Annotated in this window: 24 protein-coding genes; 19 read left to right on the top strand and 5 right to left on the bottom strand. The window is 68.6% G+C overall.

Translation table 11 applies throughout. From position 1 onward, the window contains the following. Nucleotides 1-119: 119 nt before the first annotated feature. Entirely contained in the window at nucleotides 120-1310 is a 1191-nt protein-coding gene (locus tag ACN2C8_RS17495; protein ID WP_419253304.1) for a phosphoglycerate kinase, read from the bottom strand. A 78-nt stretch (nucleotides 1311-1388) separates the two neighbouring features. Then, nucleotides 1389-2396, bottom strand: coding sequence for a type I glyceraldehyde-3-phosphate dehydrogenase (gap, locus tag ACN2C8_RS17490; RefSeq protein WP_419253303.1), 1008 nt, complete (start codon nucleotides 2394-2396; stop codon nucleotides 1389-1391). A gap of 220 nt (nucleotides 2397-2616) precedes the next feature. Between gap and ACN2C8_RS17485 the strand changes: the two genes are divergently transcribed. Further along, nucleotides 2617-2997, top strand: coding sequence for a DUF4164 family protein (locus ACN2C8_RS17485; protein ID WP_419253302.1), 381 nt, complete (start codon nucleotides 2617-2619; stop codon nucleotides 2995-2997). Between the two features lie 3 nt (nucleotides 2998-3000). Then, nucleotides 3001-3327, top strand: coding sequence for a cell division protein ZapA (locus ACN2C8_RS17480; RefSeq protein ID WP_419253301.1), 327 nt, complete (start codon nucleotides 3001-3003; stop codon nucleotides 3325-3327). Between the two features lie 4 nt (nucleotides 3328-3331). On the opposite strand, the gene ACN2C8_RS17475 is transcribed toward ACN2C8_RS17480, so the two are convergent. Both ACN2C8_RS17475 and ACN2C8_RS17470 read right to left on the bottom strand, forming a co-directional pair. Next, nucleotides 3332-3634 (bottom strand): type II toxin-antitoxin system RelE/ParE family toxin, encoded by a 303-nt coding sequence (locus ACN2C8_RS17475; RefSeq protein ID WP_419253300.1) that lies wholly within the window; start codon nucleotides 3632-3634, stop codon nucleotides 3332-3334. Continuing rightward, nucleotides 3631-3915 carry a type II toxin-antitoxin system ParD family antitoxin gene (locus ACN2C8_RS17470; RefSeq protein WP_419253299.1) on the bottom strand — a complete coding sequence of 95 codons (285 nt, stop codon included), beginning with the start codon at nucleotides 3913-3915 and terminating at the stop codon, nucleotides 3631-3633. The genes ACN2C8_RS17475 and ACN2C8_RS17470 overlap by 4 nt, the downstream gene beginning before the upstream one ends. A gap of 310 nt (nucleotides 3916-4225) precedes the next feature. Between ACN2C8_RS17470 and ACN2C8_RS17465 the strand changes: the two genes are divergently transcribed. From ACN2C8_RS17465 to ACN2C8_RS17445, 5 genes are all read left to right on the top strand, one after another. Continuing rightward, on the top strand, nucleotides 4226-4435 hold the full coding sequence (locus ACN2C8_RS17465; protein WP_419253298.1) for a hypothetical protein: 210 nt from the start codon (nucleotides 4226-4228) through the stop codon (nucleotides 4433-4435). Next, nucleotides 4432-5028, top strand: a complete 597-nt coding sequence (locus ACN2C8_RS17460; protein ID WP_419253297.1) for a 5-formyltetrahydrofolate cyclo-ligase — start codon at nucleotides 4432-4434, stop codon at nucleotides 5026-5028. Before ACN2C8_RS17465 ends, ACN2C8_RS17460 begins: the two co-directional genes overlap by 4 nt. Before the next feature lie 30 nt (nucleotides 5029-5058). Next, nucleotides 5059-5880, top strand: a complete 822-nt coding sequence (locus ACN2C8_RS17455; RefSeq protein WP_419253296.1) for a TIGR00282 family metallophosphoesterase — start codon at nucleotides 5059-5061, stop codon at nucleotides 5878-5880. Between the two features lie 106 nt (nucleotides 5881-5986). After that, complete coding sequence (locus ACN2C8_RS17450) at nucleotides 5987-6742, top strand: YebC/PmpR family DNA-binding transcriptional regulator (protein WP_419253295.1); 756 nt, start codon at nucleotides 5987-5989, stop codon at nucleotides 6740-6742. Between the two features lie 102 nt (nucleotides 6743-6844). Continuing rightward, nucleotides 6845-7780 (top strand): nucleoside hydrolase, encoded by a 936-nt coding sequence (locus ACN2C8_RS17445; RefSeq protein WP_419253294.1) that lies wholly within the window; start codon nucleotides 6845-6847, stop codon nucleotides 7778-7780. Nucleotides 7781-7959: 179 nt separating this feature from the next. On the opposite strand, the gene ACN2C8_RS17440 is transcribed toward ACN2C8_RS17445, so the two are convergent. Further along, nucleotides 7960-9369: a M20/M25/M40 family metallo-hydrolase gene (locus ACN2C8_RS17440; protein ID WP_419253293.1), complete on the bottom strand. Its 1410-nt coding sequence runs from the start codon at nucleotides 9367-9369 to the stop codon at nucleotides 7960-7962. A gap of 121 nt (nucleotides 9370-9490) precedes the next feature. Here ACN2C8_RS17440 and ruvC point away from each other — a divergent pair, with 121 nt between their 5' ends. The 12 genes from ruvC to tilS all read left to right on the top strand — a co-directional run bounded on the left by ruvC (nucleotide 9491) and on the right by tilS (nucleotide 19442). Beyond that, nucleotides 9491-10012: a crossover junction endodeoxyribonuclease RuvC gene (gene ruvC, locus ACN2C8_RS17435; RefSeq protein WP_419255914.1), complete on the top strand. Its 522-nt coding sequence runs from the start codon at nucleotides 9491-9493 to the stop codon at nucleotides 10010-10012. After that, entirely contained in the window at nucleotides 10009-10626 is a 618-nt protein-coding gene (gene ruvA, locus ACN2C8_RS17430; RefSeq protein WP_419253292.1) for a Holliday junction branch migration protein RuvA, read from the top strand. The genes ruvC and ruvA overlap by 4 nt, the downstream gene beginning before the upstream one ends. Nucleotides 10627-10654: 28 nt before the next feature. Next, complete coding sequence (gene ruvB / locus ACN2C8_RS17425; protein WP_419253291.1) at nucleotides 10655-11695, top strand: Holliday junction branch migration DNA helicase RuvB; 1041 nt, start codon at nucleotides 10655-10657, stop codon at nucleotides 11693-11695. Nucleotides 11696-11699: 4 nt separating this feature from the next. Beyond that, the gene (locus tag ACN2C8_RS17420; RefSeq protein ID WP_419253290.1) at nucleotides 11700-12551 is read left to right on the top strand and encodes an FtsW/RodA/SpoVE family cell cycle protein; all 852 of its coding nucleotides are present in this window, start codon (nucleotides 11700-11702) and stop codon (nucleotides 12549-12551) included. Continuing rightward, entirely contained in the window at nucleotides 12548-12988 is a 441-nt protein-coding gene (locus tag ACN2C8_RS17415) for a YbgC/FadM family acyl-CoA thioesterase (protein ID WP_419253289.1), read from the top strand. The genes ACN2C8_RS17420 and ACN2C8_RS17415 overlap by 4 nt, the downstream gene beginning before the upstream one ends. A 114-nt stretch (nucleotides 12989-13102) precedes the next feature. Further along, nucleotides 13103-13804: a protein TolQ gene (gene tolQ / locus ACN2C8_RS17410; protein ID WP_419253288.1), complete on the top strand. Its 702-nt coding sequence runs from the start codon at nucleotides 13103-13105 to the stop codon at nucleotides 13802-13804. A gap of 4 nt (nucleotides 13805-13808) precedes the next feature. Beyond that, a complete protein-coding gene (locus ACN2C8_RS17405) occupies nucleotides 13809-14327 on the top strand; it encodes an ExbD/TolR family protein (RefSeq protein WP_419253287.1) in 519 nt (172 codons plus the stop codon). 7 nt (nucleotides 14328-14334) lie between these two features. Next, nucleotides 14335-15150 (top strand): energy transducer TonB, encoded by an 816-nt coding sequence (locus tag ACN2C8_RS17400; protein ID WP_419253286.1) that lies wholly within the window; start codon nucleotides 14335-14337, stop codon nucleotides 15148-15150. 20 nt (nucleotides 15151-15170) lie between these two features. Next, nucleotides 15171-16466, top strand: coding sequence for a Tol-Pal system beta propeller repeat protein TolB (gene tolB / locus ACN2C8_RS17395; protein ID WP_419253285.1), 1296 nt, complete (start codon nucleotides 15171-15173; stop codon nucleotides 16464-16466). 173 nt (nucleotides 16467-16639) lie between these two features. Next, nucleotides 16640-17203, top strand: coding sequence for a peptidoglycan-associated lipoprotein Pal (gene pal, locus ACN2C8_RS17390; protein WP_419255913.1), 564 nt, complete (start codon nucleotides 16640-16642; stop codon nucleotides 17201-17203). A 167-nt stretch (nucleotides 17204-17370) separates the two neighbouring features. Continuing rightward, the gene (ybgF, locus tag ACN2C8_RS17385; protein ID WP_419253284.1) at nucleotides 17371-18222 is read left to right on the top strand and encodes a tol-pal system protein YbgF; all 852 of its coding nucleotides are present in this window, start codon (nucleotides 17371-17373) and stop codon (nucleotides 18220-18222) included. Then, nucleotides 18213-19442: a tRNA lysidine(34) synthetase TilS gene (gene tilS, locus ACN2C8_RS17380; RefSeq protein WP_419253283.1), complete on the top strand. Its 1230-nt coding sequence runs from the start codon at nucleotides 18213-18215 to the stop codon at nucleotides 19440-19442. The genes ybgF and tilS overlap by 10 nt, the downstream gene beginning before the upstream one ends. Nucleotides 19443-19451: the final 9 nt, after the last annotated feature.

Genomic DNA, 19451 nt, shown 5'->3' with positions numbered 1-19451 from the left:
TTGAAAGGTTTGGGTCGTTTCTTGTTTTTGGGGCGTGACGCTTGTGCGTTCTCTGCCCGGGTCGTCCGGTCGCTCACGCGGACCCCTCCCGGAGGTCCGCGCCTGAAAAATCTGGAACCCTAGGTGTTCAAAGCCGAGACACCGGGCAGGTCCTTGCCCTCCATCCACTCAAGAAACGCGCCGCCGGCGGTCGAGACGAAGGTCATGTCGCCTACGACGCCCGCGTGATTCAGCGCCGACACCGTATCACCGCCGCCGGCCACAGCGACGATCTTACCCGATTTTGCCAGCTGGGCGGCATGTTTCGCCGCCGCAACGGTCGCTTCGTCGAACGGCGGTACCTCGAACACGCCCAGCGGGCCGTTCCAGATCAGGGTCTTGCTGGCGTCCATGGCGGCCAGCAGGCGCTTGGCGGTTTCGGGGCCGGCGTCGAGGATCAGGTCGTCAGGCTGCACGTCGGCAAGGGCGCGGGTCTCGGCGTCGACGCCCGGCGCGACCTTCTTGGCCACCACGACGTCGACCGGCAGCAGCAGCTCGCAGCCGGCGGCCTTGGCCTTTTCGATGATCTGGCGGGCGGTGTCGGCCAGGTCCTTCTCGCAGAGCGACCCCCCAACATCGTGGCCCTGGGCGTAGAGGAAGGTGTTGGCCATGCCGCCGCCGATCGCCAGGCGATCCAGCTTGGCGACCAGGTTGTTGAGAAGGTCCAGCTTGGTCGAGACCTTGGAGCCGCCGACGATGCCGATCACCGGCTTCTGCGGATTGCCCAGGGCCGAGTCGAGGGCTTCCAGCTCGCGCTGCATGGCCAGACCCGGATAGGACGGCAGGGCGCGGGCCAGGGCTTCGGTGGAAGCATGGGCGCGGTGGGCGGCGCTGAAGGCGTCGTTGACATAGAGGTCGCCGAGCTTGGCGAGTTCGGCGGCGAAGGCCGGGTCGTTGTTTTCCTCGCCCGCATGGAAGCGGACGTTTTCCAGCAGGGTAACGCCGCCGGCCGGCAGGGCGGCGATGGTCTTGGCGGCTTCATCGCCGATGCAGTCGGCAGCGAAGGCCACTGGCGCGCCCAACAGCTTGGAGAGCGGCTCGGCCACGAAGGCCAGGCTCATCTCGGGAACCACCTTGCCCTTGGGCCGGTCGAAGTGGGCCAGCAGCGCCACCTTGGCGCCCTTGCCGGTCAGGTACTGGATGGTCGGCAGGGCCGAGCGCAGGCGGGTGTCGTCCGTGATCTTGCCGCCCTCGACGGGCACGTTGAAGTCCACGCGGACCAGGGCGGTCTTGCCGGCGAGATCGGCGGTGTCGAGGGTGCGGAAGGTCATGGGAAGTCCTGACGTCGAAAGGCGATAACGGGCAAGGAAAACCCCCGCGCCTCGGAGAGGGCGGGGGTTTGGCAGGCTTTACAGATACTTCGCCATCACGAGCGCGGTGTCGCTCATGCGGGTCGCGAAGCCCCATTCGTTGTCGTACCAGCTGAGCACGCGGCCCAGCTTGCCTTCGATGACCTGGGTCTGGGCCAGGGCGGCGGTCGAGCTTTCGGCGATGTGGTTGAAGTCGGTCGAGACCAGGGCCTCGTCGGTGACGCCCAGCACGCCCTTCAGCGGGCCTTCGGCGGCGGCCTTCAGGGCGCTGTTCAGTTCCTCGACAGTAGTGTCGCGGCTGGGCACGAACTTCAGGTCGACGCACGAGACGTTCGGGGTCGGGACGCGGATCGACGAGCCGTCCAGCTTGCCCTTCAGGGCCGGCAGCACCAGGCCCAGGGCCTTGGCGGCGCCGGTCGAGGTCGGGATCATCGACAGGGCGGCGGCCCGGCCGCGATACAGATCCTTGTGCATCGTATCCAGGGTCGGCTGGTCGCCGGTGTAGGAGTGGATGGTGGTCATGTAGCCGCGCTCGATGCCGACCAGGTCGTGGATGACCTTGGCGATGGGCGCCAGGCAGTTGGTGGTGCACGAGCCGTTGGAGACCACCAGGTCGGCGGCGCTCAGCACGTTGTCATTGACCTTGTAGACGATGGTCTGGTCGGCGCCGTCGCACGGGGCGCTGACCAGCACGCGCTTGGCGCCGGCGGTCAGGTGGGCGCTGGCCTTTTCCTTGGTGGTGAACAGGCCCGTGCACTCGAACGCGATGTCGACGTTCAGCTCGGCATGCGGCAACTCGGCGGGGTTGCGGATCGCGGTGACCTTGATCTTGCCGGTGCCGACATCGATCCAGTCTTCGCCCGAGGTCACGACGCCCGGGAACCGGCCGTGCACGCTGTCGTAGCGCAGCAGGTGGGCATTGGTCTCGACCGGGCCCAGATCGTTGATCGCCACGACTTCGATATCCGTGCGGCCGTGCTCGACGATGGAGCGCAGGACGAGGCGGCCGATACGGCCAAAGCCGTTGATGGCGACGCGAAGAGCCATGGTGGTCTTTCTCCTAACGATCGGACGCGGCCCAGAGGGACCAACGTTCCCTGATTTTGCAGCCGCGTTTTGCGGGCGGTGGGCGGGAAGTCAAGCCCAGCGCCGGCAACAACGCATGACGGAATACGGCCAAGGGCGATTTCATCACCCTATTGTCGCCGCAGCGGGTGGCGAAGCTGGTCCTGATCTATATGTTGCACCGCATGATTGGAACCCGCCGATGACCCTGGGCGAAACGAGCGCCCTCGACCTTGCCGCGCGTCGACTGGAGCGCGCCGTGACACAGCTTGAGCACCGGCTGGCCGCGCGCGCGACCGTCGCGGTCGCTTCGGCGACGGCGTCGTCCACATCGGCGTCCGACGTTTTCGACGGCGAGGCCGTGCGCCTGCAGACCGAGCTGGACGCCGCTCGCGAGCGCGAGCGCGCCCTTGAGGAAGCCGGCGCCCAGGCCTCGGTGGCCCTGGGCCGCGCCATCGCCGAGATCCGCGCCGCGTTAGGCGACGAAGGTCCGGTCAATGACGACCATCCGTCCGACGACCTTGCCGACCTCGCCGATGTCGACGAGACCGACGAGCTGTTCGATGATCCGCGGGAGGCCTGACCCATGGCCCAACTGACCATCCAGGTGAACGGCCGGCCCTATACCGTCGGCTGCGAGGACGGCCAGGAGGCCCACCTCATGGAGATCGCCCGCCTGTTCGACCGCCAGGTCCGCCAGGTCAGCCAGGATGTCGGCCAGCTGGGCGAGACCCGCCTGTTCCTGATGGGCGCCCTGCTGCTGGCCGACGAGATGAGCGATCTGAAGCTGCGCCTGGCCCACGCCCAGAGCGAACTGGCCAAGTTTCAGGCCGAACGCAGCCGCACCGAAATCGCCGCCATCCGCGCGATCGACGCGGCGGCCGAGCGGATCGAGAAACTGGCGGCGGAGTAGGGCGTCAGTCGTCGAACGCGGCGGTCACGTCCTGGCCGCCATGAAAGAATCCGTCGATCACGACGTGCGTCGTCGTGACGTGAAATGCGATCTCGGTTCGACGCTCAAATCCAAGAAGGCGCAGGCCCGGCCGTATATCGCTGCGCGATTGGCCCTGCTCGGGATAGTCGGCGAGCGCGAGGCAGCGTGATTCCCGGCGCGTGACATAGGCCAGGGCGGCGTTCGGCGCGCCGCGACCGGCGATGTAGTCATAGAGCTCGATCAGATCGTCCCGCGCTTCCGGCGAGAAGGTGACCGCTCTGATCACGGTTTGGCGTTTTTGAGCCGCTCCGCATGGCGCGCGCGGATCGATGCGAAGACATCCGCCGCCGGCAAGGCGCGACCCGGATCGGCCTGCATGGCGTCATAGACCGGAGCGACGTCTTCCCTCAGCCATCGCTCGACGGCGGCGTCGCGTTCCTGCAAGGCCCGAACGCCGGCGCGGACCACTTCGCTGGCCGAGGCGTAGCTGCCCGCAGCGACGAGGTTGTCGATGTAACGCGACTGCTCGGCGGGAAGGCTGACGGTGCGCTTGCTGACCACGGACATGAGGGGCCTCCGGGCGGGACGATACCAAACGGTATGACGTCTGCATACCGGCTCATGTCTGCGGCCAATGCGTCAGCCCCTATCGCTGGCCGGCCCGACGCCCTATATTCGTAAGCGGCGGGTCTGCTGTGGCCCTCGTCGAAGATTTCTATTCCCAGGGACCTTAATCTCTCTATCGGGACCTGTTCCCTCCCGTGGCCGTGGCTGCGGGGACACGGGGCCCACCTGTACCAAACAGGTTCGAGTGGATTGAAACGTCTTCACGGTTCTTCATGGCGCCGCCACCCTTCCCCCGTTCGCCGAGGCGGTCATGAAATCCGGCTGGTTTGGACCCAAGCCCTTCGGTGGCGGCCCGCGGCCGACCGGATGGCAGGGCTGGTTGATCACCATCGTGTTTTTCATCGCGATGATCGCCACGGCCCTGATCACCGATGATCTGCGGCTTTGGGTCCAGGGGGCGCTGGTCGTGCTTCTGCTCGGCGTGGTCTGGCTGACCTATCGGGCCTCTGATCCGTCTTGACCCTCGCTGACCCCGCCGCCGCCAAGGCCGCCCTGCGGATGTTTGTCCGCACACGGCGCAAGATCCTGGCCCGAGAGGTCCCGCAGGCCGCCTGGATGGCCGCCGAGGTCGGGCGCGCGCCCCTGGCGGCCCGTTTTCCCCAGGCCAGCGGCCAGGTCGCCGCCCTCTATCATGGCCTGGGCTCGGAACTCTCGACCCACGTTCTGGCCGACGGCCTGGCCGCAGCGGGCTGGACCCTGGCCCTGCCCTCGGTCGAGGGCGAGGCCGGCCGCATGGTCTTCCGGATCTGGGACCGCGCCCGACCGCTGGTGCGCGACGCGATCGGGCTGCAGGCGCCGTCCATCGACCAGCCGGTGGTTCAGCCGGATCTGGTCGTCCTGCCGCTGCTGGCCTTTGACCGCCGGGGACGGCGGCTGGGCCAGGGCGGCGGCTATTACGACCGGGCGCTGGAAGACCTGAAGGCCCGGCGCGATGTGTTCGCCCTGGGCCTGGCCTATAGCGGCCAGGAGACGGCGAATTTGCCGCACGAGCCGCACGATCAAGCGCTGGACGCCATTCTTACGGAAAAGGAGTATATCGCCGTGCGTGACTGAGGCCCGAAGGGGGTCTGGTAAGGAAATTCTATGCGTTTTGCTTTTTTCGGCGATGTCGTCGGCAAGTCGGGCCGCGACGGTCTGGCCGATCATCTTCCCGCCCTGCGCCGTGACCTCGACCTTGAGTTCGTGATCATCAATGCCGAGAACGCCGCCGCCGGTTTCGGCATCACCGAGAATACGGCGCGCGAACTCTTTGAGGCCGGCGCCGACTGCCTGACCCTGGGCAATCACAGCTGGGACCAGCGCGAGGCCCTGACCTACATCGTCCGCGAGCCGCGGCTGATCCGTCCGGCCAACTATCCGATCCTGTCGGACGCGCCGGGTCGGGGCAGCCATCTGTTCCAGACCGAGCGCGGCCGCACCATCATGGTCATCAACCTGCTGGGCCGGGTGCACATGGACGCCATGGACGACCCCTTCGCCGCCGCCGACCGCGAGCTGGACAAGGCCCCGCTGGGCCAGGTGGCCGACGCGGTGGTAGTCGACATGCATTGCGAGGCCACGTCCGAGAAGATGGCCATGGGCCACTATTGCGACGGCCGCGCCTCGCTGGTGGTCGGCACTCACACCCATGTCCCCACCGCCGACGCCCAGATCCTCAACGGCGGCACCGCCTACCAGACCGACGCCGGGGCCTGCGCCGACTATGACAGCGTCATCGGCAACCAGAAGGAAGAGCCCCTGCGGCGCTTCACCACCAAGATCAGCGGCGGCCGCTATACCCCCGCCTCGGGTCCGGCCACGGTCTGCGGTGTGTTTGTCGAGACCGACGACCGAACCGGCCTGGCCCTGAGGGTCGAGCCGATCCGGGTGGGCGGGCGGCTGCGGCAGACAATTCCAGTCGTCTAGAATCCTCTCCCTCTGGGCGAGGACTAGATTTGAGTGACAGAACCCCGCTCCAGCGGCTAGAAGCGCGCCCACTCCACCTTCTTCAGATCAGAGACAGAGCCCCCGAATGGCCGGTCACTCGAAATTCAAGAACATCATGCACCGCAAGGGCCGCGCCGACGCCGCGCGCTCCAAGCTGTTCTCCAAGCTGTCGCGGGAAATCACCGTGGCGGCCAAGGCCGGCGTGCCCGACCCCAGCATGAACCCGCGCCTGCGCCTGGCCGTCAACAACGCCAAGGCCGAAAGCCTGCCCAAGGACGTCATCGACCGCGCGATCAAGAAGTCGCAGATGGGCGACGCCGCCGACTATTCGGAAATCCGCTATGAGGGCGTCGCCGCCGGCGGCGTCGGCATCATCGTCGAGGTGCTGACCGACAACCGCAACCGCGCCGCCGCCAATGTCCGCTCCTACTTCACCAAGCTGGGCGGCAATATGGGCGCGACCGGCTCGGTGGTGTTCAACTACGAGCATGTCGGCCAGATCACCTATCCGGCCAAGGTCGCCAGCGAGGACGCCATGATGGAAGCCGCCATCGAGGCCGGCGCCGATGACGTCACTTCGGACATGGACGAGGACGGCGAAGGCCACACGGTCTACACCGCGTTCGAAAGCCTCAACGAAGTGGGCGCCGCCCTGGAAGCCAAGTTCGGCCCGGCCGGCAACACCAAGATCGCCTGGCGTCCGAAGATGCAGGTTCCGGTCACGGGCGATTCCGTGGCCACGCTGATGAAGCTGCTCGACCTGCTCAACGACGATGACGACGTCCAGAACGTCTATTCGAACGAAGAGATCAGCGACGAGGATCTCGCGGCGCTGGGCTAGAGGCCCTAAGCGCCGCGCCGGTTGCGGTCCCGGGTCTTGGCCCGGGATGCCAGGCGCACAGCGCCCTTCTCTCCGTCATGCCGCCTCGGCTACACTGAGCGCATGACCCTACGCGTGCACATCGATACCGACTGCGGCGTGGACGACGCTCTGGCGCTGGCCATGCTGGCGCGAGCGCATGACAGCATCGAGGTGGGCTCGGTCTCGGCGGTGTTTGGCAACACCTATGTCGACCAGGCCGCCGCCAACGCCCGGGGGGTGCTGCGGCTGGCTGGCTGCGGGGCCGAGGTCTATATCGGCGCGGGGTCGGGCCTGGCCAAGCGACGGGTCGAACGCATGCGGCCGGCGCATGGCGCCGACGGGCTGAACGGCGCGGGGTTTTCGCAACGCTGGAAACTGCCCGAGCTGGATCGCGGCCACGGGGTCAGCCTGCTGGCCTTCGCCGCTCGTCGCCGGATCACCGGCCTGTTCCTGGGGCCTTTGACCAATCTGGCCCAGGGTCTGCTGGACGATCCGGTCGCCTTTCGTGACTGGGGTCCGATCATCATGGCCGGCGCCTTCGCCGTCGAGGGCAAGGCCGCCGGCGGGGCCGACTTCAACAGCTGGAGCGATCCGGAAGCCTTGCAGCGGGTGCTCGAGGCCGGGGTTCGCCCGCGTTTGATGCCGATGGACATCTCCAGCCAGGTCACCCTGACCCGCGCGGCGCTGGAGGCCGGCGCGGCCTGTTGCGGCTCGCCGCTCTCGGCAAGGCTCAACCGGGCGTCGGGCGGCTATATCGACTTCCACGCCCAGGTCTGGGGCACGGTGGACGCCTGCCATCCGCATGACGCCGTGGCTGCCGCCAGCCTGATCGCGCCGGACGCCTTTACCTTCGAGCCGGCGCGGTTGCGGGTGTCGGTCGACGGCGTGCGCCAGGGCCGCATCGACCGCATCGACGGCGCGCCCAATGCCGAGGTCTGCGTGGGCGTCGATGTCGATGCGGTGGAAGCGCTGATCCTGGCGACGCTGTTCGGGACCAGGGCTGTGGCGGCCGCTTGATCCTTCTCCCCTTGCGGGAGACGGTGGCGCCCCCGGGTCGCGCGAAGCGCGCGCCCGAGGACAGGCTCCGCGCCGGATGAGGGGTTGAAAGCCCTGTCGGAAAAGCCTGCGCGACCCCTCACCCGACCCGTTTCGCGGCCCACCCTCTCCCGCAAGGGGAGAGGGACCTTGTCCTGACGCTACTTCCCGCCGGCATAGTCCTTGATCAGGCCGTGCAGGAAGTCGCGCCCGTCATACAGCGACTTGACCCGCATCCGCTCGTTCAGGCCGTGGATGCCGTCGCCGTCCGAGCCGCCGAACAGGCCGGTGACGCCATAGGTCGGGATGCCGGCGGCGTTGGTGTGGACGCCGTCGGTGGCGCCGGTCAGCAGGATCGGCACGATCGGCACGCCGGGCCACAGCTTGGCGGCCTGCTTGTTGATCGGGCCCATGATCGCGGGCGTCAGGGCCGGCGGCGGCGAGGCGGCCTTGGCCTCGTGGGCCAGGGTGAAGGCGACGGCCGGATCGGCGGCGACCTCCGACAGCTTGGCTTTCACCTCCTCGACCGGCGTGCCCGGCAGGATGCGGCAGTTGACGTTGGCCGTGGCGCGCTGGGGCAGGGCGTTGGGCGCGTGGCCGGCGCTGACCATGGTGGCCACGCAGGTGGTGCGCAGCATCGAGTTCCACATCGGATCGGCCGTGACGACCTGCAGGGCCGCCGGGTCCTCGATATTGGCGACCAGGGCCTTCATCGCCGCAGCCTGCTGCGCCGACACGCGGGGCTGCATCTGGGTGAAATAGCCCTTGGTGGCGTCGATGAAGCGGGGCGGGAACTGATAGGCGCCGATGCGGTCCAGGGCCGCCGCTAGCTGATAGATGGCGTTGGCGCCATGGGGGCGGCTGGAGTGGCCGCCGGGGTTGGTCACCGTCAGGGTGAAGTCCTGGTAGACCTTTTCGCCGGCCTGGACCTCGAGCACCACTTCCTTGCCCTGATCATCGAGCAGGCCGTCGGCGCCTTCGTTAAGCGCGAACTCGGCGTCGACCAAGGCGCGGTGGTTCTTCAGCAGGTCCTCGATGCCGTTATAGCCCTCGCTTTCCTCGCCGCAGGTCAGGGCCATCTTGATGTCGCGTTTGGGCTTGAAGCCCTCCTGCTTGAGGCGGATCAGGCTGTCGGCCCAGATGGCGGCCTGGGCCTTGTCGTCCGACGTGCCGCGTCCGTAGAAATAGCCGTTCTCCTCGACCAGCACGAACGGGTCGCGGGTCCAGTCGGCGCGGTTGGCCTCGACGACGTCGATATGGGCCAGCAGCAGCATGGGCTTGGACTTGGGGTCGGTGCCGTGCAGCACGGCCACCAGCGAGCCCTCGCGCGGATGCTTGGGCTCGACCACGATCTTGACGTCGGCCTCGGGATAGCCGGCGGCCTTCAGGCGCGCGCCCATGGCCTGCGCGGCGATGGTGCAGCTGCCGACCGACAGGGTGGTGTTGATCTCGACCAGCTCCTTGTAGAGCTCGCGGAACTTCAGCTGGTCGGGGCGGGGCGCTGCCTGAGCGTTCGCCGCCATCGGCAGGGCCAGCACGGCCGCCGTCGTCATCCATCCCGCCAAACGCATCGAAAGCAGCTCCCTAAGATCTTTGCGGCAGGAGAGCCCGCAACGCCGTGGCGCGCAAGGGCCGGCGTTTACGAGTCGTTAGCGATACAGGGGCTTTTCCTCGGGCGCGGAACAGGCGATGTTGCGAGAACACATGATGAACATGAATCGCATCCCGATCCGGATCCTGGGCCTCGACCCAGGCCTGCGCCGCACCGGCTGGGGCGTGATCGCGGTCGAGGGCTCGCGCATGAGCCACGTCGCCCACGGGGTGATCGCCCCCGACGAGAAGGGTGAGTTCGCCCAGCGCCTGCTGCACCTGTTCGAAGGCATCTGCGCGGTGATCGCCGAGCATCGCCCAGACGAGGCGGCGGTGGAGGAGGTGTTCCTCAACACCAACGCCCAATCCACGCTGAAGCTGGGCCACGCCCGCGCCGCCGCCCTGATCGCCCCGGCCCGGGCCGGACTGCTGGTGGCCGAGTATTCCACCCGCTTGGTCAAGAAGGCGGTGGTCGGCACCGGGGCGGCCGACAAGGCCCAGATCGGCTTCATGATAGCCCGCCTGCTGCCCACGGCCGGCAAGACCACGGCTGACTGCGCTGACGCCCTGGCCGTCGCCATCACCCACGCCAATCTGCGTATCGCCAACCGGAGAGTCGCATGATCGGCAGATTGCGCGGCGCGGTCGCCGAGGTCGGCGAGGAAGAGGCCCTGATCGACGTGATGGGCGTGGGCTATGTGGTCCGCTGCGGCGGCCGCACCCTGTCGCGCCTGCCGGCCCTGGGCGAAGAGGCCCTGCTGCACATCGAGAGCCAGTGGAGCGAAAGCGCCGGCCTGCGGCTCTACGGCTTCGCCACCCGCGAGGACCGCCGCGCCTTCGTGCTGCTGCAGGCCATCCAGGGCGTCGGCCCCAAGGCGGCGATGGCGGTGCTGGACATCCTGTCGCCGGCCGAGCTGGCCAGCGCCGTGGCCCGCGAGGACAAGGCCGCCGTCGGGCGGGCCTCGGGCGTGGGTCCCAAGCTGGCCCTGCGCATCGTCACCGAGCTGAAGGACAAGCCGATCACCGACGGGCCGGTGCTGATGACCGCGCCGTCTTCGGGGTCTGCGCCCGTGAAGGCCAAGCCCGCCCCGACGGGCGACGCCGTGGCGGCGCTGATGGGTCTGGGTGTGGCCGAGGTCAATGCCCGCCGCGTTGTCGAAGCCGCCGCCGCCAAGCTGGGTGAAGAGGCGACGGTGCAGCAGTTGATCAAGGCCGGTCTGCAGGAGCTGGGCCGATGAGCGCGAAGCGCGAAGGTGGGGGGAAAGCGTGACCCGCATCATCTCCGGCGAAGCCCAGCCCCACGAAGCCGCGCCGCTGGCCGCCGACAAGGCCCTGCGGCCTCAGACCCTGGCCGAGTTCGTCGGCCAGGAGCAGGCCAAGAGCAATCTCCGCGTCTTCATCGAGGCCGCCAAGGGCCGGGGCGAGGCCCTGGACCATGTGCTGCTGTTCGGCCCCCCCGGTCTGGGCAAGACCACCCTGGCCCAGATCGTCGCCCGCGAGCTGGGCGTGAACTTCCGCGCCACCTCCGGCCCGGTGCTGAACAAGCCCGGCGACCTAGCGGCGATCCTGACCAATCTGGAAGCCAACGACGTCCTGTTTATCGACGAGATCCATCGCCTGTCGTCGAACGTCGAGGAGATCCTCTATCCGGCCATGGAGGACCATGTGCTGGACCTGGTGATCGGGGAAGGACCTTCAGCCAGATCGATCCGCATCGACCTGGCCCCCTTCACCCTGGTGGCGGCGACCACGCGGGCCGGCATGCTGGCGACGCCGCTGCGCGATCGCTTCGGCATTCCGATCCGGCTGGAATTCTACACCCATGCCGAGCTGAAACACGTGCTGCTGGCGGCGGCCCGCAAGATGGGCGCGCCGCTGTCGGAAGACGGCGCCGCCGAGATCGCCGCCCGGGCCCGCGGCACCCCCCGCGTCGCCGGCCGCCTGCTGCGCCGGGTGCGCGACTTTGCCGAGGCCGACGGCGCCACCATCATCGACTGCAAGGCGGCCGGCATGGCCCTGGCGCGGCTCGAGGTCGACGAGGTCGGTCTCGACAGTCTCGATCGCCGCTATCTGCGCGCCCTGATCGAACACTATGGCGGCGGCCCGGCCGGGGTCGAGACCATCGCCTACGCCATCGCCGAGTCCCGCGACGCGGTGGAGGACGTCATCGAGCCCTATCTGATGCAGCAGGGCTTCATCCAGCGCACCCCGCGCGGCCGAGTGGCCTGCGGCAAGGCCTATCTGCACCTGGGCCTGACGCCGCCCGCCGCGCCGCCGGCTCAGGGCGGCCTGTTCGGGGAGGCTTAGAGCCATGCGCGGCATCCGGTTCGTGACCGCCATTCAGGCGGCGGCCTGCCTTGGCGTTTCGCTGATGGCGATCAGTGTGGCCGGCGCCGGCGCCAATGCGCTGGTGCTGCAGACCCTGGCCGCCGTCATCGCCCTTGGCCTGGCGCTGGTGGTCGCGCGCTTCTGGCGCAAGGCGAGCTGGCGGTACTGGCTGCTGATCGCCGCCTGCGCCCTGGCCCTGGTCTGGACCCTGATGACCGGCTCTGTCCTGGAGGGGGCACGGCGCTGGCTGGCTTTGGGACCGGTGCAACTGCACACGGCCTTCCTGGTCCTGCCCCTGGCGGTGTGGGCCGTCGCGAGAGGTTTCGAGGACCGGCGCGTCGCCCCTGTGGCCGCCGGCCTGAGCTTTGCGCTGCTCTATCAGCACGACGCCGCCTCGTCCCTGGCCTGGGGCCTGGCGATCGGCGCGGCCACGCTGATCCAGCGCCCGCGCCAGCTGCTTCCCTGGGCCGTGGTCGCGGTCGCCGCCGTGTTCGCCTATGCCGCCTGGACCGAACCCGACACCCTGTCGGCCGTGCCCTATGTCGAAGGCCTGTTGGCCGCCAGCTTCGCCAGCAGCCCTGTGGTCGGTGTCCTGACCGCGATCCTGATGTTCAGCCTGCCCGCGCCATTTCTGTTGGTCGCCGCCAGCCGTCCCGAGCGACGCGTCGAAGCTCTGGCTCTGGCGGCGTTGTGGGCGGGCTGGATCGTCTCCAACCTGTTTGGAAACTACCCCGCGCCCGTTATGGGTTACGGCGCCGCGCCGATCCTGGCCTGGGGCCTGTCTGTCGGCCTCGTGCTCGGTGAACCCGCCACGGAGGATGAGTCCGCCTCATGATCGACCCCACCGCCGGCGTCTTCGAGGGCCGCGAGCACCAGCTGCCCGTGCGGATCTATTACGAAGACACCGACTTTTCCGGCATCGTCTATCACGCCAACTACCTGCGCTATTTCGAGCGCGGGCGGAGCGACTTCTTCCGGCTGGTCGGCATCTCGCATACCGAGTTGGCCCAGGCCGACACCGCGTTCGCGATCATCCGCATGGAGCTGGACTTCAAGCGCTCGGCCCGGATCGACGACGCCCTGGTGGTGCGCACCACCTATGACAGCGTCAAGGGACCGCGCCTGTTCGTCACCCAGACGATCACACGGGGCGACGAGCTGATCTGTCAGGCGGCGGGCGTGGCGGTGTGCATCACCCTGGACGGCCGGCCGCGCAAGCCGACCGCGCGAATGATGGATCAGCTGGCGCCCTGGCTGGACGGCGCGGCCTGAGCGATATCGATTTTCCCGCTCCCCCGGTGATTGTCATAGTTTCACCAAAGCGCCGCTTCATGCCAGTAAGACACTAGACCTAGACAGACGCCCGAACGGAGCAGGATCCCCCGCATGGACGCCGCCGCAGCCGCCCCCGCCAATTTCTCGTTCCTCGCCCTGTTCATGCAGGCAGACTGGGTGGTGAAGGGCGTGATGGTCGGCCTGATCCTCGCCTCCCTGGGCTCTTGGGCCGTGATCCTGGACAAGCTGTTCCGCTTCGCCGCGCTCAACAGCGCCGCTGACCGCTTCGAGAGTCAGGTCGGGGCCGGCCGCTCGCTGGAAGACGTGGCCGGAGAGGCCGGGGCCAATCCGCGCCATCCGCTGCCGCGCATGCTGCAGGCCGCACTGAAGGAGTGGCGCGACGCCAAGTCGCGCGGCGCCATCAGCGAAAATCAGGCCGCCTTCCTGATCCAGCGCATCGACCGGATCATGGACACCATGATCGCCCGCGAGAGCGCCAAGGTCGAAGAAGGTCTGGGCAGCCTGGCCATCGTCGCCACCGCCAGCCCGTTCATCGGACTGTTCGGCACGGTGTGGGGCATCATGCACGCCTTCCAGGCCATCGCCATCTCGAAGAACACCTCGCTGGCCGTGGTGGCCCCGTCGATCGCCGAGGCCCTGTTCGCCACCGCCATCGGCCTGGTCGCCGCCATCCCCGCCTATATCGCCTACAACAAGTTCTCGACCGACGCGGGCAAGTATGCCGGCCGCCTGGAAGGCTTCGCCGACGACCTGTCGACCGCGATCCAGCGTCGCCTGGCCGAGCGGGTCTGATCCGATGTCGATGTCCGCCAACGACGCCTTCGCCACCGGCGGGCGCCGCGGTCGCCGCCGCGGTCGCCGCTCGCGCGGGGCCCTGTCCGAGATCAATGTCACCCCGCTGGTCGACGTGATGCTGGTGCTGCTGATCATCTTCATGATCAGCGCCCCGCTGCTGACCGCCGGCGTGCCGCTGGAGCTGCCCAAGACCGAGGCCGCCGCCCTGCAGAACCAGCAGGAGCCGATCACCGTGTCGATCGATCGCGCCGGCAAGATCTTCGTCGGCGAGAGCGAGATCGCCTTCGAGAACCTGGCCCCGCGCATCACCGCCATCGCCGGCGACGGCTATGACAAGCCGCTGTTCGTGCGGGCCGACGGCGCGGCGACCTATGCCGTGGTCGCCCAGACCATGGCGGCGCTGTCGAACGCCGGCTTCTCCAAGATCAACCTGATCACCGAGACCGGCGGCCCGTCGTCGGGCGCGGCCCCGCTAGACGCCCAGCCCGAAGGCTCGGGCGACCTGCGGCCGGCCCAATAGGTCGCTGATGGCTCGGCGCCCCCCGCAAGCTGGACGGGAAACCGGATTCTCGCCCGCCCTGATCGGGTCGATCGCGCTGCACGGGCTGGTGGCGGCGGCGATCCTGATCGGCCTGCCGTGGAAGAAGCCTGTGCCGATCACCCTGGGCGAAAGCGTACCGGTGACCATCGTCACCCAGGGCCCCACCAATGTGCGCCCGGCCGAAGAAGCCCTTGAAGAGCAGACGGCCCTGACCGAAGAGCCGGTCGCCGAAGCGACCCCCACTCCGCCGGCCCCAGTGCCGGCCCCTGTGCCGACGCCCGCGCCCACACCGCCGTCCAAGGCCGCGCCCAAGCCGACGCCGACGCCGGCCAAGAAACCGGCCCCGGCCAAGGCCAATGATGACTTCTTCGCCTCGATGGAGGCGTCGCTGTCCAAGACCAAAAAATCGACCGGCAAACCCGCCGCCAATGCGCCCAAGGGGCCCAGCCGCGCGGAGACCTCGGTTTCAGCCCGTCCCGCCGCCGGCGCCGCCACCGGCCTTTCGGCCGCGGCCCTGGGCCGCCTGCAGGGCGAGGTCCAGGATCGCTGGAACCCCAATTGCGAGGTCGAGGGCGGCTCGAACGTCAATGTGCGGGTGGTGTTCGTGATCGGACCGGGCGGCCGCGTGATCGGCCAGCCAGAGTCGCCTGGCACGACCTCGCCCGATCCGGTGGTCAAGGCCGCCTCCGACCGCGCGGTTCGCGCGCTGTTGCAGGCCTCGCCGTTCGCTTATCTGCCGTCTGATCTCTACGGTCAGAAAATAGCCCTGAACTTCAATGCAAAACAGGCTTGCTCGCGATGATGACGCCCAAGGGGAATGTGATGCGCCTGAAAGCCCTGCTTCTGATGGTCGCCGCCTTGCTGGGCGGGGCCATGGTCTCGCCGGCCGCCGCCCAGATCGAGGTCGACATCAACGCCGGCGCGGTCAAGCCGCTGCCGATCGCCGTGCCGGCCTTTTCCGGCGCCGGACGCGGGGCCGAGATCGCCCAGGTCATTACCGGCAATCTGGAGCGCTCGGGCCTGTTCCAGCCGCTGAACGTTTCGGCCGTGCCCGACAAGCTGCCCGACGTGAACGTCCAGCCGCGCTTTCCCGACTGGCAGGCCACAGGAGCCCAGGCCCTGATCAACGGCCAGGTGACGGTGGGCGCCGACGGCGGCCTGCGCGTCGATTTCCGCCTGTGGGATGTGTTTTCACAGCAGCAGCTGCTGGGTCTGCAGTTCAGCTCGACGCCCGATAACTGGCGCCGGGTGGCCCACAAGATCAGCGACGCCGTCTATGAGCGCCTGACCGGCGAAAAGGGCTATTTTGACACCCGCGTCGCCTTCGTGGCCGAGAGCGGCCCCAAGATGGCCCGCATCAAGCGCCTGGCGATCATGGACCAGGACGGGGCCAATCCGCAGTTCCTGACCGACGGCTCCTATATCGTCATGACCCCGCGCTTCTCGGCTACCAGCCAGGAGCTGACCTACATGGCCCTGCGGCCGACGGGCTCGTCGATCTATCTGCTCAATCTCGAGACCAGCCGCCAGGAAACGGTCGGCAAGTTCCCGGGCATGGTGTTCGCCCCGCGCTTCTCGCCCGACGGCAGCAAGGTGGCCTTCTCCGTGGAAAAGGGCGGCAACAGCGACATCTATGTGCTGGACCTGCGCAGCCGCCAGTCGACCCGCATCACGACCGATCCTTCGATCGACACTTCGCCGTCGTTCTCGCCGGACGGCAGCAAGATCGTCTTCAACTCCGACCGGGGCGGCCAGGCCCAGCTCTACATGATGAATGCCGACGGCTCGGGTGTACGACGCATCTCCTATGGCGGCGGTCGCTACACGACACCCGTCTGGAGTCCGCGCGGCGACTTCATCGCCTTCACCAAGCAGGCCAGCGGCCAGTTCCACATCGGCGTCATGCGCACCGACGGATCGGACGAGCGCCTGCTGACCACCAGCTATCTGGACGAGGGCCCGACCTGGGCGCCGAACGGCCGGGTGCTGATGTACTTCCGCGAGGGCCAGAGCGGCACGCCGCGCCTGTGGACCGTCGACATCACCGGCCGCATCCTGCGTCCGGCCGCCTATCAGGGCCAGGCCTCCGATCCGGCCTGGTCGCCGTTGCTGGACTGAATCTGGACGGTCGAGCAACCTCGACTGTTCGGAGACGTTTGTTGTGACGGTTCGCCTTGCAAGTGAATCAAGGTCGCGACAGGGTGATCTGACGCCATTGTGAGGCTTGGTCGGGCGTTTTCATTGTCCCGTTGAGGTGCTTGAAGGGTATCCAACTGGTCCGAACCGAGGTTTTGAGGAGAAACTGGATGAACTTCGACACCAAGCGCGCCGCTAGACTGGCGCTGATCGGTTTGGCGGCCGCCTCTCTCGCCGCCTGCGCTTCGCGCCCGACCCCCGCCGGTCCCGCCCCCGTGCCGCCGAGCGAGCCCGCCAGCCCCAGCGCGCCCTACACCCCGCCCGTGTCGCCGGTCAGCCAGGGCGCGGTCCCCGGCTCGGTGCAGGACTTCGTCATCAATATCGGCGAGCGCATCTATTTCGACACGGACGAATATGTCGTGCGCAGCGACGCCCAGCCGGTGCTCGGCGCCCAGGCTCAGTGGCTGAACCGCTATCCGGCCGTCCGCGTCCGCATCGAAGGCAATGCCGACGAACGCGGCACCCGCGAATACAACCTGGCCCTGGGCGCTCGCCGCGCCAACGCCGTCCGCGACTTCCTGGTCAGCCAGGGCGTGTCGGGCGCGCGCATCGAGACCCTGTCCTACGGCAAGGAACGTCCGATCGACGCCGGCTCGTCGGAAGACGCCTGGGCCAAGAACCGTAACGCCCGCACCGCCATCACCGACGGCGCGCGCTAAGCACAAGACGGAACCCTTCCCCCTTTGATGGGGAAGCGCAGGGATGGGGGTGATGCGGCGGTTGGTCCATCCAGCGCCGCGTCACCCCCATCCAACCCGCCCCCATCAAAGGGGAGGGCTTTCGGGTTTGCCCCACTTTTGTCCGCAATCAGGGCATAATCGCCGACATGAAGCTTAGATCCGTTCTGCTCGCCGCCCTGCTGGCGTCCACAGCCTTGCCGGCCGTGGCCCAGACGCCCATGCCCGAAGACCCGCTGGACGATCGCTCGGTCAAGCGCGTCGAGCGCATGGAGAAGGTGGTCCGCGAGCTGCGGGCGATCGTGTTCCAGGGCCGCGACACGGGCAAGCCCGTCGTGGTGCAGCCGGCCGAGACCGAGGCCCAGATCCTGACCCTGGGCGAGCGCATCGGCGATCTGGAACAGACGCTGCAGCGCGTCAACGGCCAGAACGAGGCCCTGACCCACGATCTGGATCAGGCCCGCCGGGCCTCGGCCGAGCAGAAGGCCCGCAGCGACGCCCTTGAGGCCCGCCTTGCGGCGCTCGAGGCCAAGCTGACCGCCCTGGAGACCGCTGCCGTCCAGGCTGCTGAGGCTGCTCAGGTCGCCGAGACGACCGCCCCGCCCGCACCGCCGGCCGATCCCGCCGTGGCTTTCAAACAGGCCCGGCAGTTCCTGCTGGATGGCGACTACACCAATGCCGAAACCGCCTTCTCGGCCTATGTGACCAACTATCCCGATACGCCCAAGGCGCCCGAGGCCCGCTACTGGCTGGGTGAGACCCTTTTCGTGCGCGAAGCCTATGGCGACGCGGCCGGGTCGTATCTGGGCGCCGTGCGCGGCTGGCCGCAGACCGGCTGGGCCCCCGACGCCACCCTGAAGCTGTCGCGCGCGCTGGTGGCGCTGAAGAAGCCCGCCGACGCCTGCAAGACCCTGGACGAACTGGCCAAGCGCTATCCCAAGGCCCCGCCGGCTGTCGTATCGCGCGCTGCCTCGACCCGCGTCGCGGCCAAGTGCGCCTAGCAGGGATTTCGGCCGCCTTTGATCGGCGGCTGGATCCCGACAGCCGCGCGCCGCTGGCCGTAGGCTTTTCCGGCGGCGGCGACTCCCTGGCCCTGCTGATCCTCACCCTCGACTGGGCCCGGGCGCACAGCCGTCCGGTGCTGAGCCTGACCGTCGACCATCAGCTGCAGCCGGCCAGCGCCGCCTGGACCCGCGAGGCGGTCGCCCACGCGCAGGCCCTAGGCGCCACAGCCCTCTCCCTGGCCTGGACGGGCGACAAGCCGGCCACCGGCCTTTCGGCCGCCGCCCGCCGGGCCCGTCACGCCCTGCTGGCCAACGCCGCCCGCGCCGCCGGGGCGCGCGTTCTGCTGCTGGGTCATACCGCCGATGACCGGATGGAAGCGGCCGCCATGCGGGCCGAGGGCTCCAGCGTTTCCGATCCGCGCGACTGGTCGCCGTCGCCGGTCTGGCCCGAGGGGCGGGGCGTCTTCCTGCTGCGTCCCCTGCTGGACCAGCGCCGCGCCACCCTGCGCGACGTTCTGCGCGAGCGGGGCGAGGCCTGGCTGGACGACCCGGCCAATGACGATCTGCGGTCGGCCCGCGTCCGGGCGCGGCGGTCGCTGGCCGCGACGGACGCGCCGGCCGCTGAGCTGGCGCGGCGCGAGCCCCCGACCTTCGATGGCGACCCTCTTGGCGTCATCGTCCTGCCACGAGATGCCGCCGCCGCCCATCTCGCCGCCGCCTGCCTGTGCGCAGCCGGGACCGAGCGTCCGCCGCGTGGCGAGCGGCTGGAGCGCCTGGTCGCCCGGCTGCGGTCGGGCGAGGTGTTCACCGCCACCCTGGCCGGCGCGCGAATCGAGGCCGGCCCCGACGCGGTGCGATTCCACAGGGACGCGGGCGAGTCGGCGCGGGGCGGTCTGGCCGATCTGGTCCTCGCCCCCGGCGAAACCGGCGTCTGGGACGGGCGCTACGAAATTTCCGCCGGCGACGAGGCCGTCACCGTCCGAGCGCTGAAAGGCCTGGCCGCCCGCCTGTCGAAAGCCGAGCGCGCCGCCCTCAAGGCCACACCCGCCGCAGCCCGCCAGGCCTTGCCCGCCTTGGCTTTGGCGAGCGGCGGCGTCAGTTGTCCCATGCTCGGCGGCCCGGCTCTTGCAGTCAGCGAGGATGTGCGAATTCGGGCTCTCTTCCTGGATCGTTTCAGGGCCGCGACGGGTCTGATCGACCAAGAATGCGTGACCTGACGACGCACG

The organism is Caulobacter sp. ErkDOM-C, from assembly GCF_048541825.1.
Classification (GTDB): domain Bacteria; phylum Pseudomonadota; class Alphaproteobacteria; order Caulobacterales; family Caulobacteraceae; genus Caulobacter.
This window is presented reverse-complemented; position numbering and strand designations above follow the sequence as displayed.

Coding starts and splice junctions, on each gene's coding strand:
- ACN2C8_RS17495 (WP_419253304.1), bottom strand. CDS start 1,310: ATGACCTTCCGCACCCTCGACACCGCCGATCTCGCCGGCAAGACCGCC.
- gap (WP_419253303.1), bottom strand. CDS start 2,396: ATGGCTCTTCGCGTCGCCATCAACGGCTTTGGCCGTATCGGCCGCCTC.
- ACN2C8_RS17485 (WP_419253302.1), top strand. CDS start 2,617: ATGACCCTGGGCGAAACGAGCGCCCTCGACCTTGCCGCGCGTCGACTG.
- ACN2C8_RS17480 (WP_419253301.1), top strand. CDS start 3,001: ATGGCCCAACTGACCATCCAGGTGAACGGCCGGCCCTATACCGTCGGC.
- ACN2C8_RS17470 (WP_419253299.1), bottom strand. CDS start 3,915: ATGTCCGTGGTCAGCAAGCGCACCGTCAGCCTTCCCGCCGAGCAGTCG.
- ACN2C8_RS17465 (WP_419253298.1), top strand. CDS start 4,226: ATGAAATCCGGCTGGTTTGGACCCAAGCCCTTCGGTGGCGGCCCGCGG.
- ACN2C8_RS17455 (WP_419253296.1), top strand. CDS start 5,059: ATGCGTTTTGCTTTTTTCGGCGATGTCGTCGGCAAGTCGGGCCGCGAC.
- ACN2C8_RS17450 (WP_419253295.1), top strand. CDS start 5,987: ATGGCCGGTCACTCGAAATTCAAGAACATCATGCACCGCAAGGGCCGC.
- ACN2C8_RS17445 (WP_419253294.1), top strand. CDS start 6,845: ATGACCCTACGCGTGCACATCGATACCGACTGCGGCGTGGACGACGCT.
- ACN2C8_RS17440 (WP_419253293.1), bottom strand. CDS start 9,369: ATGCGTTTGGCGGGATGGATGACGACGGCGGCCGTGCTGGCCCTGCCG.
- ruvA (WP_419253292.1), top strand. CDS start 10,009: ATGATCGGCAGATTGCGCGGCGCGGTCGCCGAGGTCGGCGAGGAAGAG.
- ACN2C8_RS17420 (WP_419253290.1), top strand. CDS start 11,700: ATGCGCGGCATCCGGTTCGTGACCGCCATTCAGGCGGCGGCCTGCCTT.
- ACN2C8_RS17415 (WP_419253289.1), top strand. CDS start 12,548: ATGATCGACCCCACCGCCGGCGTCTTCGAGGGCCGCGAGCACCAGCTG.
- tolQ (WP_419253288.1), top strand. CDS start 13,103: ATGGACGCCGCCGCAGCCGCCCCCGCCAATTTCTCGTTCCTCGCCCTG.
- ACN2C8_RS17405 (WP_419253287.1), top strand. CDS start 13,809: ATGTCGATGTCCGCCAACGACGCCTTCGCCACCGGCGGGCGCCGCGGT.
- ACN2C8_RS17400 (WP_419253286.1), top strand. CDS start 14,335: ATGGCTCGGCGCCCCCCGCAAGCTGGACGGGAAACCGGATTCTCGCCC.
- tolB (WP_419253285.1), top strand. CDS start 15,171: ATGCGCCTGAAAGCCCTGCTTCTGATGGTCGCCGCCTTGCTGGGCGGG.
- ybgF (WP_419253284.1), top strand. CDS start 17,371: ATGAAGCTTAGATCCGTTCTGCTCGCCGCCCTGCTGGCGTCCACAGCC.